The following is a 13096-nucleotide window of genomic DNA, read 5'->3' as shown; positions in this document are numbered from 1 at the left end:
GATATTGCGATCGGCACGCCGATCGCCGGTCGTGGGGAGCAGGCTCTCGACGATCTGATCGGCATGTTCGTCAACACGTTGGTGTTGCGCACCGAAGTGTCACAGGACAAGTCGTTCGACGAGTTGCTCACCTCGGTTCGCGAGCGGGACCTGGACGCCTTCGCCCACGCCGACGTACCGTTCGAGCGCCTCATCGAGGTTCTCAATCCTGTCCGTTCGACCGCGCGGCATCCGCTGGTCCAGGTCGGCTTCTCGTTCCAGAACCAGGAACGGGGAGAGTTCGTGCTCCCGGGCCTCGACGTCACCCCCTTCGAGGTCGACGCCGGGCTCGCCCAGTTCGATCTGCACCTGATCCTGTCCGACACCTACGGAGCGGACGGTGAACCGGCCGGCATGGAGGCGACGTTCACCTATGCCCTGGATCTGTTCGAGCACGCGACGGTCGACGGTTTCGCTCGACGCTTCGTGCGATTGCTCGACGAGGTCGTCGCGGACTCGTCGGTGACCGTCGGTGCGGTGCATCTCCTCGACCCCGCCGAGCGTCATCGAATGCTCGTGCAGTGGAACGACACTGCACATCCGGTCGACGATTCGTCGACCCTGGTGTCGCTCTACGAGGAGCAGGTCGCCGCGTCGCCCGAGGCGATCGCGCTCGTCGCAGGCGACGAAGAGGTGACCTACCGCGAGCTCGATTCGCGAGTGAACCGGCTCGCCCGGTATCTCATCGGCCGCGGTGTGGGACCGGAATCGCTCGTGGGTTTGGCGATCCGCAGATCGATCGATCTCGTCGTGGGTATGTACGCGATCTCCAAGACCGGGGCCGCCTATGTTCCGATCGATCCGGATCAGCCGGCCGAACGCATTGCGACCATCGTGGCGAGCGCCGACCCGCTCTGCATCGTGAGCACCGAACGCGACCGCTTCACCGGTCACGGAAGCTGCTCGTCGATTCTCATCGACACGCTCGACGTGAGCGCGGTGTCGGACGCGCCGATCCGTGTGGAGGAAAGGCCGGCGCCGCTGCGCCCGGCGAACACCGCGTACGTGATCTTCACGTCCGGTTCGACCGGCCGGCCGAAGGGCGTGGCCGTCTCCCACGGTGCAGTGGCGAACCAGTTGCTGTGGAAGCGGGACCGGTTCGGGATGGGCCCCGACGACGCGGTCCTGCTCAAGACGGTCGCCACCTTCGACCTGTCGGTGTGGGAGTTCTGGTCTGCCGCGGTATGCGGAGGACGGCTCGTCGTCGCCGACGCCGACGGGCACCGCGATCCCGGTTATCTCGTGCGGCTCATGGAATCCGCGGGCGTCACCACCCTGCACGTCGTTCCGTCGATGCTGCAGATCCTCCTCGAGGAGAACAACGGAAGACTCCCTGCTGCACTGCGCCGGATCCTCGCGATCGGTGAGGAACTCCCCGCCGAGACCGCACGCCGGTTCCTGTCGTCCGGCAACGGTGCGGAGCTGTACAACCTGTACGGTCCCACCGAGGCGGCCGTGTCCATCACGGAACAGAAGGTCACCGACGATGTCGGTGCCACCGTCCCGATCGGTGGGCCGGTATGGAACAGCCGTGTGTACGTTCTGGACTCGCGGCTCCGTCCGGTTCTCCCGGGTGTTGCGGGCGAGCTGTACCTGGCGGGCGCCCAGCTCGCTCGCGGGTACCACAAGCGCGGTGACCTCACCGCCGAACGGTTCGTTGCCGATCCGTTCGCAGCGGACGGCTCCCGGATGTACCGAACCGGCGACGTCGTCCGGTGGACCATGAATTCCTCGGAATCGGACAGTGGCGGACTCGAATATCTCGGGCGCGCCGACTTCCAGGTCAAGCTGCGCGGTTACCGGATCGAGCTCGGCGATATCGAAGCCGCGCTGCGTGCCGTGCCCGAAGTGGCGCAGTGCGTGGTGAACGTGTACCGCGACGACCGCACCGCAGAACAGCTCGTGGGATATGTGGTGCCGGCTCCGGACGTCGATATCGACACCGTCGAGGTCACGGCGGCGCTGCGTGAGGTCCTGCCGTCGTACATGGTGCCGTCGTCGATCATGGTGCTGGACAGCCTCCCGCTGAACGTCAACGGCAAGATCGATCGCCGGGCGCTGCCCACCCCGGTGTTCGAGGCACGCGAATTCGTTGCCCCGGCCACCCCCGTCGAAGAGGTCGTCGCGTCGGTGTTCGCCGAGCTTCTCGGACTCGACCGGGTGGGCGCGGAGGACGACTTCTTCGAACTCGGCGGTAACTCACTGATCGCGACACGACTCGTGGCGCGATTGGGTGAGGCGCTCGATACGCGGGTGCCGGTGCGAGCGGTGTTCGAAGCGTCGACCGTTCGTGGGCTCACGGCACGCGCCGAGGAAGAAGCATCGGGTCGCCGCCGGATCGCACTCACGCGCCGGCCGCGACCGGAGGCCGTACCGCTCTCGCTCGCACAGCAACGGATGTGGGTGCTCAACCAGGTCGATACGTCGTCGGCGGTCTACAACATCCCCGTGGTGATCCGGCTTTCCGGACTGCTCGACATCCCGGCGTTGCGGGCAGCGGTCCGCGACGTGGTCGCCCGGCACGAGATCCTGCGCACGGTCTACCCGGATACCGAGACCGGCCCGATCCAGCGCATCCTGCCGGTGTCCGGCTTCACGACCGACGTCCCGCACGTCGAAGTGGACGAGGCGGAGCTTCGTGCCCGCGTAGAAGAAGCGGTCGTCACAGGCTTCGACGTCGCGAAGGAGGTACCGGTCAGGATCCGTCTGTTCGAGACGAGTCCGACGGAGTTCGTCCTCGTCGTGGTCGTGCATCACATCAGCGCGGACGGCTTCTCGATGGGACCGCTCACCCGCGATGTGGTCACCGCCTACCACGCCCGATCCGAAGGATCCGCGCCCGGTTGGGAGCCGCTGCGCGTCCAGTACGCGGACTACGCCTTGTGGCAGCGAGACGTCCTGGGCGATGACGAGGATCCCGAAAGTGTGGCGGCGGAACAGCTTCGGTTCTGGACCGAGGCGCTCGACGGTGCTCCCGAGGTGCTCGATCTCCCCCTGGATCGGCCGAGGCCTTCGCGGCCGTCGTCGCAGGGTTCGTCCTTCGGGTTCACCGTCACGGCGGATCTCGCGCAACGGATCGAAAACCTCGCTCGTCAGGAGCGAGTGACCGTATTCATGGTCGTACACTCTGCGCTGGCAGTGGTGCTGTCGAAGTTGTCCGGTAACTCCGACATCACCGTCGGCACCCCGGTCGCCGGTCGTGGGGAGCAGGCTCTCGACGATCTGATCGGCATGTTCGTCAACACCCTGGTGCTGCGCACCGAGGTGTCGCCCACGGCGACGTTCTCGGACCTGCTGCAGGAGGTTCGGGATGTCGATCTCGCTGCCTTCGCACATGCGGAACTGCCGTTCGAGCGCCTCGTGGATGCCCTCGGGCGTTCGCGTTCATCGGCGTACTCGCCGTTGTTCCAGGTGATGCTCACATACCAGAACACCGAGCAGACCTCTCTCGAGCTGCCCGGTCTGGAGATCTCGGCGTTCGACAGCGATCTGGGCCAGGCGAAGGTGGACCTGCAGTTGGCGATCGGGGAGGAATTCGCCCCGGACCGCACGCTCGTCGGTATGCCGATGCTGATCACTTACGCGACAGATCTTTTCGACGAGTCGACGATCGCGGCGTTCGCAGAAAGGTTCGTGACGGTACTCGAAGCCGTCACGTCCGACCCCTCGGTCACTCTCCGGTCCGTGGATCTCCGGACGGCTCGGGAACTCGAGGAGTCCGCTCCGCGTCCGACCGTCGCCGACCTGCCGGCTCTGGTCTCCTCGGCAGCCGAAATGGCGCCCGATGCGGTGGCGATCGAGCACGGGGGCACGGAAGTGACCTTCGCCGCACTCGACGCTCAGTTGACGACTGTCGCCTCGGCGATGGGTGGCGCTCTCAAGCCGGACGCGCTCGTCACGGTCGCACTCTCGGCGCTGCTGCCCGGAATCCTGCAGGCCCTGGGTGCCGACGGGTACGCTGCGGCGCTCGGGACGATCATCGACCGGGCAGTAGCAGTGCGGAAGGGCGGGTGACCGGTACGCGCAGTTCGTAGTGGACGCGGGACGTCCTTGTCGGCGCGCTAGGATCGAATGCTCGTGTGTGTTCGGCGTGCCCGTCGTCCGTCGGGGGGAAGACGGCTCGTCGCGTATTGGGAGGATCTGGTAGATGTCGATTGAAAAGCAGGACCGTCCGGCTCCGACCGTCGCGGATCTGCAGCGGCTCGTATCAGGTGTGGCCGGCGCCGAGCCCGATCGCGTCGCACTCGTCCACAACGGCACCGAGATCACGTACGGCGTTCTGGACGCCCAGCTCGAGGAACTCGATGCCGCGATGGGCGGCGTGCTCGGACCGGAGGCCCTCGTTCCCGTTGTGTTGAGCAACCTGGTGCCCGACCTCGTCGCCGCCGGGGACGGAGCGCTGGGTGCCGCCGTGGACCGCCTGCTCGCAGACGCGGCCGCCGCTGCATCGGAGGCGGGCGGCGCGCCCGCGGACGCGTCCGACACACTCGCACGACTCTTCGCAGACGCCGTCGCCGCTACTCCCGACGCCGTTGCCCTCGAATACGAGGGTGAAACGCTCACCTACGCCGAGTTCGACCGCCGGGCGAACCGACTCGCCCGCAGGCTCGTCGACTCCGGGGTCGGCACCGAGTCGTTCGTCGGACTGTCGATCCGTCGGTCGTTCGACCTTTTCGTCGGCATGTACGCGATCGTCAAGGCCGGTGGCGCGTATGTACCCCTCGATCCGGATCATCCGGCGGACCGGGTGTCCTACATCGTCGAGGCCGCCCGGCCCGCCGTGGTACTGACCACCTCGGCCGATCGAACCGACTCGCTCGCGGAGGTCTCCGTCCCGATCATCGAAATCGATGTCGAGGACTGCTCGTCCTACTCCGATGAACCCCTCACCGACGCCGACCGCCTGCGTCCCCTCCGTCCGCACTCCACCGCGTACGTGATCTTCACCTCGGGCTCGACGGGACGACCCAAGGGTGTCGCCGTCGAACACGAGGCGATCGTGGCCAATCTGCGATGGCGGCAGAGCAAGTACCGCTTCACCGCCGACGACATCGTGTTCCAGAAGACACCGTTCACCTTCGACGTGTCGGTCTGGGAGTTCTTCTGGCCGCTCCAGGTGGGTGCCCGGGTCCTCATCGCGCGACCCGACGGCCACCGCGATCCCGAGTACCTCGCGCGCACCATGATCGACCGAGGTGTCACGGTGGTGCACTTCGTCCCGTCGATGCTCGCACTGTTCGTGGCGGAACCGCTCGCGGCCGAGGTGACCTCGCTTCGCACCGTCTTCGCCTCGGGTGAGGCACTTCCCGCACGTACGGCGGCGCGGCTGCGGGAACTGTCCTCGGCGCAGTTGCACAATCTCTACGGCCCGACGGAAGCCGCTGTCGACGTCACCTACCATCACGTCACCGAAGCCGATGCCGTCTCCGTTCCCATCGGGCGTGCGGTTGCCCGTACGGAGCTGGTGGTACTCGACGCAGATCTGCGACCCGTGCCCACCGGTGCCGAGGGTGAGTTGTACCTCGCCGGCGTCCAGCTCGCCCGCGGTTACGTCGAACGGCCCGATCTGACCTCGGATCGATTCGTCGCCAACCCGTTCGGGGATCCGGGCTCACGTATGTACCGGACCGGCGATCTCGTCCGCCGCCGCGAGGACGGTTCCCTCGACTACATCGGTCGAACCGACTTCCAGGTCAAGCTCCGCGGTCTGCGCATCGAACTCGGGGAGATCGAGAGCGCTCTGCTCGATGTTCCGGGGATTTCGCAGGCGGTCACGCTCGTACACACCGATGCGGAACTCGGTGATCACCTCGTGGCCTACGTGGTGTCCGACCACGAGATCGATCGGCGCAATCTTTCTGCGACGCTGAAGGATGCGCTTCCCGAGTACATGGTGCCGACGCTCTACGTGCGGCTCGATGCGTTCCCGCTCAATTCGAGCGGAAAGACCGATCGAAAGGCTCTGCCCGCACCGGATTTCTCGGTACTGGTCACCGAATATCGTGCTCCGGAGACGCGAACGCAGGAGATCGTCGCGGAGATCTTCGCAGCCCTGCTCGGTCGCGAGCGGGTCGGTCTGGACGACGACTTCTTCGATCTCGGGGGCAACTCCCTCAGCGCAACGCGCGTCATCTCGCGACTTGATGCCGCGGTGGGTGTTCGTCTCGACGTGCGATCGTTCTTCGACGCGCCGACTGTCGAAGCGCTCGCAGCCGCGTGCGATGCAGCCCTCGCCGCGGGGGGCGGGCACCGCGCCGCGCTGGCGGCGGCCGAGCGTGGTGACATGGTTCCGCTCTCCCTCGCTCAGCAGCGGATGTGGTTCCTCAACCGCTTCGACCCGGACTCCGCGGTCAACAACATTCCGGTTGCGGTGCGGCTGAGCGGTTCTCTGGACGTCGAGGCGCTCGACGCTGCGATCGGTGATGTACTCGAGCGCCACGAGTCGCTGCGCACGATCTATCCCGAGGTGAACGGCCGCGGCCATCAGCTCGTGCTCGACACCGGCGACGTCGAGCACCGCCTCGACATCGTGGACGGGTCACCGGAGACGCTCGTCGATCTCGTGCGAGCGCCGATCCTGCGCGGCTTCGACGTCACGGTGGAGATCCCGTTCCGGGTCTCGCTCATCCGTGTCGGTGCCGACGAGCACGTCCTGGTGCTCGTGGCTCATCACATCAGTGCGGACGGTGTCTCGATGGCTCCGCTCGCGCGCGACGTGATGATCGCCTACGCCTCGCGCACTCGCGGTTCGCGGCCGGATTGGGAGCCGCTGCCCGTCCAGTACGCAGACTTCACCCTGTGGCAGCGTGAGACCCTCGGCGCCGAAGCCGATCCGGATTCGGTGATCGCGCGCCAGATCCGTTACTGGACAGACACTCTCGCAGGTATTCCGGAACAGCTCGATCTGCCCTCCGATCGTCCCCGTCCGGCGGTGGCGTCCTATCGCGGCGCGAACGTCGACTTCTCGATCCCCGCCGATGTGTACGCCGGCCTGGCCGATCGCGCTCGCGACCACAACGCGAGCATGTTCATGGTGGTCCACGCGGCTCTCGCCGTATTGCTTGCCCGGTTGTCCGGCACCGACGATGTCGTCGTGGGCACTCCGGTGGCGGGGCGCGGCGAGGAAGCCCTCGACGATCTCGTCGGCATGTTCGTCAACACCCTCGTCCTGCGCACGGTTGTCGATCCGGCAGAATCGTTCGAGTCCCTCCTCGAGCGTGCCCGGACTGTCGATCTCGAGGCGTTCGGCAACGCGGACGTGCCCTTCGAGCGCCTGGTGGAGGTGCTCAATCCGACGCGGTCCGAGGCGCGGCATCCGCTGTTCCAGGTTCTGCTCTCCTTCCAGAACCAGGAGGCTCCGCATTTCGAACTCGAAGGGCTCACCGTCTCCGGTGTTCCTCTCGGCGACGAGACGGCGAAATTCGACCTGCAGGTCACGCTCGCCGAGATCCGCGACGAAGCAGGGGAAGTGGCGCATCTCGACGCCATGCTGACCTACGCGACGGATCTGTTCGACCAGAGCACGATGCGTGCCTTCGCCGACCGTTTTCTCGCCCTTCTGACGTCGATCGCCCGGACACCCGATGTCGCCGTAGGGGACATCGATCTGTTCGTGCCCGACGAGCGCGCCCGGGTGCTCGAAGCCTGGAACACCACGGAGCATCCCGAAGCCCCGAGGACGTTGGTGTCTCTCCTCGCGGAAGGCGCTGCCGACCATGCCGACCGTAGGGCGCTGACCTTCGACGGCACGCACACGACCTTCGGCGACCTCGCGGCCCGCGTCAATCGACTGGCGCGTCACCTGGTGTCCCTCGGCGTGGGGCCCGAGAAGCGGGTGGCCCTGGCGCTTCGCCGCAGCGACGAATGGGTGGTCGCTGCGTACGCCGTACTCGTCGCCGGCGGTGCCTACGTGCCGCTCGATCTCGATCATCCTGTTGAACGGACCAGCTATGTCCTCGATACGGCCGATCCGGTCCTGATCCTCACTGCGGGCGGCCCGCGACCCGACTTCGTCGGTATGCGCAGTGTCGTGGACGTGCGCGACCTCGATACGAGCACGTTGTCGGCCGAACCACTGACGGACGACGACCGTCTCGCCCCTCTGCATCCGGAGAACACCGCGTACGTGCTGTTCACCTCGGGTTCGACCGGACGCCCGAAGGGCGTGGCGGTCGCCCACGCCGCCGTGGTCAACCAGATTCGTTGGCTGAGCAGCGAATACGGCCTCGGATCGAACGACGTCGTGCTGTTCAAGACCCCTGCGACCTTCGACGTCTCGGTATGGGAGATCTTCGCCGCCGCGACGGTGGGCGCACGGACCGTGGTGGCAGAGTACGACGGTCACCGCGATACCGCCTACCTCGCCGAGGCCATCGACCGTGAGGGCGTGACGATCACCTCGTTCGTGCCCTCCATGCTTTCGGTCTTCGCGGCATCCGTAGCCGAGCCGTCGAAGATCGCCTCCCTGCGAACGGTTCTCGTCGCCGGTGAAGCCCTGACCGTCGACACCGTCGTTGCTTTCCGCAAGGTGAGCGACGCAGATATCCACAACCTCTACGGACCTACGGAGTTCACGGTCCACGCCACGGCGGGTGTGGTCGGATCCGAGAACACGGCGGCGGTGCCGATCGGTACTCCCGTGTGGAACGCACGTGCCTACATCCTCGACGCCCGGATGAACCCCGTCCCCGTCGGCGTCGGCGGCGAGCTGTATCTGGCGGGCCGCCAGCTGGCTCGCGGATACTTCGGCCGGGCAGACCTGACTGCGGACCGATTCGTGGCGAACCCGTTCGGCGGCGGCGGCGAACGCATGTACCGCACCGGCGATCTCGTCCGGTGGTTGCCGACCGGCGAGATCGAATACCTCGGCCGGACCGACTTCCAGGTCAAGTTCCGCGGTCAGCGGATCGAACTCGGCGAGATCGAAGCGGCTCTGTCGACGCACCCGTCCGTCGCGCGCTGCGTCGTCGTCGTGAGGTCGACCGAGATCGGTGATCAGATCGTCGGATACGTCGTTGCCGCAGCCGGTGCCGTCGTCGACACCGCGGAACTGCGTTCGGCGGTCGAATCGACCCTGCCGTCGTACATGGTGCCGTCCGCGATCGTCCGGCTCGACGAACTGCCGCTGAACGCCAACGGCAAATTGGATCGTGCCGCGCTCCCGGAGCCTGTCTTCGAAGTGCGTGAGTTCCGCGCGCCGTCGACTCCGATCGAGGAGACGGTGGCGCAGATCTTCGGAGAGGTCCTCGGCGTCGACCGTGTCGGACTCGACGACGACTTCTTCGAACTCGGCGGCAACTCGCTTGTCGCGACCCAGTTGGTGTCCCGACTCGGAACGGCTCTGGGCACACACATTCCGGTGCGCACACTGTTCGAGACCTCCACGGTCGAAGCACTCGCTGCCCGAGTCGAGTCGGAGGTGACCGCCGGCGATCGCGCAGCTCTCGTGGCCGGGCCACGCCCGGACCGGATTCCGTTGTCGCTTGCGCAACAGCGCATGTGGTTCCTCAATCGCTTCGACACCGACCGTGCGGTCTACAACTTCCCGATGGCCGTGCGGTTGCGCGGCGACCTCGACGTCGCGGCGCTCTCGGCGGCTCTCGAAGACCTGGTGGTGCGGCACGAGGTGCTGAGGACGGTGTATCCGACCACGCTCGACGGCCCGGTGCAGCAGATCCTGCCTGCCGACAACATCGTCCGGGCGCTCACCCCCATCGACATCACCGAGGACGAACTCGACGACCGGATCGTCGAGATCGCATCCACACGATTCGACGTCGAGGTGGACGTGCCGTTCGCCGTCCGGCTGTACCGGCTGGCGCCGCGCGAGCACGTCCTGTCGATGGTCGTGCACCACATTGCAGGAGACGGCTTCTCCATGGGGCCGCTCACACGCGATGTCATGGTGGCATACGAAGCCCGCCGCCGAGGTGAGGCACCCGGTTGGCGGCCGCTGCCCGTCCAGTACGCCGACTACGCGCTGTGGCAGCGACGGGTTCTCGGATCGGAGAACGACCCGGAATCGATCATCTCGCGTCAGCTCGAATACTGGAGCGACGCGCTCAGTGGCCTGCCGGAGCAGCTGGATCTCCCGAGCGACCGGCCGCGGCCGGCGGTGGCGTCCTATCGCGGTTCGAACGTCACGTTCGAGATCGACGCAGGACTGCACGCCGGACTCGCACGGCTGGCTCGCGAGAACAACGCCACGTTGTTCATGGTCGTCCAGACGGCTCTGTCGGTTCTGCTCGCACGTCTGGCGGGCGTCGACGACGTCGCCCTCGGTACGCCGACTGCAGGTCGCGGTGACGAAGCGCTCGACGATATCGTCGGCATGTTCGTGAACACCCTGGTGTTCCGCACCAGCTTCGAGCCGGGCGATTCGTTCAGCGACGTACTTCGTCGTAACCGCGATTTCGATCTCGCCGCGTTCGCGCACTCGGACGTTCCGTTCGAACGGCTCGTCGAGCACCTCAACCCGGAAAGGTCCACGGCGCGCAACCCGCTCTTCCAGGTCGGCTTCTCGTTCCAGAACATCGCGCCGATCCGACTGGATCTCGGAGACATCGAGGTCAGCGAGGTCGAGTTCGACCCCGGTATCGCCCAGGTCGACATGCACGTCTCGGTTGCCGACCGGTACGACGAGCACGGAAATCCGGAAGGGCTGACCGGCAACGTCATCTATGCCGTCGACCTGTTCGACGAAACCACCATCCGCACGATGCTCCGTCGCTTCACCGCGGTACTCGAGACGATCGCGCGCACTCCGTCGGTGCCCGTGGGCGACATCGACCTGCTCGGTCGGCACGAGTACGAGCGTGTGATCCGTTCGTGGAACGCCACCGATCGGCCGGTCGCGGGAGGTGTGCTTCTCGACGGATTCGCCGAGCAGGCGGCCCGTCGTCCGGATGCCGTCGCGGTGGTCGCGGAGGACCGGTCGTGGACCTACGGCGAGTTCGCGTCCCGTGTGAATCGCCTTGCGCGCTACCTGATTTCTGTGGGCGTGGGCCCGGAGGCGCGGGTTGCCCTGACGATGCGTCGCAGCCCGGAGATGCTTGCGGCTGTCTACGCGGTGCTCGCTGCGGGTGGTGCCTACGTGCCCGTCGATCCGGATCACCCGGCCGAACGCATCCGGCACGTGCTGGAATCGGCCGAGCCGGTGTTGGTGCTCTCGCGTGGAGCCGAGGACGTGCCGGGGGCCGAGGGCCGCCGGGTAGTCGACGCGGACAGCATCGACCTCGGGGCCTTCTCGGACGCGCCGGTGACCGATGCGGACCGGCGCTCTGCGCTGCGTCCACAGAACACCGCCTACGTGATCTACACGTCGGGGTCGACCGGCAGGCCGAAGGGCGTGGCGGTACCGCACTCGGCGGTGGTGAACCAGATTCGATGGATCGCAAGCGAGTACGGTCTCGACGAGTCGGACGTGGTCTTCCTCAAGACGCCCGTGACCTTCGACGTATCGGTGTGGGAGTTGTTCACCGCAACCGATCTCGGGGGACGGATCGTCGTCGCGTCGCACGAGGGTCACCGCGACCCCGTGTATCTGGCACAGATGATCGACGAGCACGGCGTGACGGCGACATCGTTCGTTCCGTCGATGCTCGCGGTCTTCGTCGCGAATGCCGGTGCCGGCACGTGTTCGTCGCTGCGCCTGGTGCTGTCCGCAGGTGAAACGCTGACCGCCGACACAGTGACCGCGATGCGCGAGCGATTCCCCGCTGCGGTCGTGCACAACCTGTACGGGCCCACGGAATCGACGGTCCACGTCACCGCGGCCCGGTTGCCCCGAGAACTCCCGCACAGCCTGCCGATCGGCCGGCCCGTATGGAACTCACGCGCGTACGTGCTCGGCGGACGTCTCGAGCCGGTACCGGTGGGCGTCGCCGGTGAGTTGTATGTCAGCGGTGCCCAGGTGGCCCGCGGTTACCAGGGCCGTGTCGATCTCACCGCGGAGCGATTCGTCGCCGACCCGTTCGCCGGCGACGGGAGCCGGATGTACCGCACGGGCGACCTCGTGCGGTGGACGCGTGACGGTGATCTCGAGTATCTGGGTCGTACGGACTTCCAGGTCAAGCTGCGTGGCCAGCGCATCGAATTGGGCGAGATCGAGACGTCGATGCTCGCACATCCTGCCGTGAGGCAGGCAGTTGCCGTTGTTCACTCGGACCAGCACGGTGACCGGCTGGTCGGGTACGTCGTGGCGGACGATCAGGCCGGTACGGACGGGGATTCGGTGCGATCCTTCGTTGCCGCACGGGTTCCGTCGTACATGGTTCCGGCGCAGGTGATGGTGCTCGACGAACTGCCGTTGACCGTGAACGGAAAGCTCGATCGGCGAGCACTGCCGTCGCCGGTGTTCGAGGCGGTGGTGTTCCGGGCTCCGGTGACGCCGGTGCAGGAGATCGTGGCTTCGGTGTTCACCGACGTGCTCGGCGTTGAGCGGGTGGGCCTGGACGACGACTTCTTCGCACTGGGCGGCAACTCGCTGTCCGCGACCCAGGTCGCGGCCCGGATCGGACTCGCACTCGACACGGACGTACCCGTACGTGTGCTGTTCGAGGCGTCCACGGTCGAGGATCTCGCGGCACGTGTCGAGTCGCGGTCGGGGACCGGCGCGCGGCTTCCGCTCGTTGCGCAGGAGCGTCCGGATCGGGTGCCGTTGTCGTTTGCTCAGCAGCGGATGTGGTTCCTGAACCGGTTGGATTCCGCGTCGGTGGTCAACAATATTCCGTTGGCGATCCGGTTGTCCGGGGCGTTGGATGTGGCGGCGCTGGGTGCTGCGATTTCGGATGTGGTCGAGCGGCACGAGTCGTTGCGGACGGTGTATCCGGAGATCGACGGTGTCGGTTTCCAGAAGATCGTGTCTGTCGATGATGTTCGGCTCGATCTCGGTCCGGTCGATGTGGTGGCTGCTGATGTGGCGTCGGCGGTGTCCGGGGTGATCTCGGTGGGCTTCGATGTCGCGTCCGAGGTTCCGGTGCGGGTGCGTCTGTTGCGGGTTGTCGATGCGGTGGACGAGTTCGTGTTGGTGTTCGTGGTGCATCACATTGCGGGTGAT

At 66.5% G+C, this 13096-nt stretch carries 2 protein-coding genes; both read left to right on the top strand.

Annotation, left to right across the window (positions count from 1 at the left end):
* On the top strand, positions 1 to 4053 hold a 4053-nt coding region (locus tag ABZ789_RS22290; RefSeq protein WP_358428741.1), incomplete at its 5' end, for an amino acid adenylation domain-containing protein.
* A 133-nt stretch (positions 4054 to 4186) separates the two neighbouring features.
* Positions 4187 to 13096: amino acid adenylation domain-containing protein (locus ABZ789_RS22285; RefSeq protein WP_358428738.1), on the top strand; the 8910-nt coding region annotated here is incomplete at its 3' end.

Source organism: Rhodococcus sp. NPDC047139 (genome assembly GCF_040643435.1).
Classification (GTDB): Bacteria; Actinomycetota; Actinomycetes; order Mycobacteriales; family Mycobacteriaceae; genus Rhodococcus.
The sequence above is the reverse complement of the archived record's forward strand: the minus strand, read 5'-3'. Positions and strand labels throughout refer to the sequence as shown.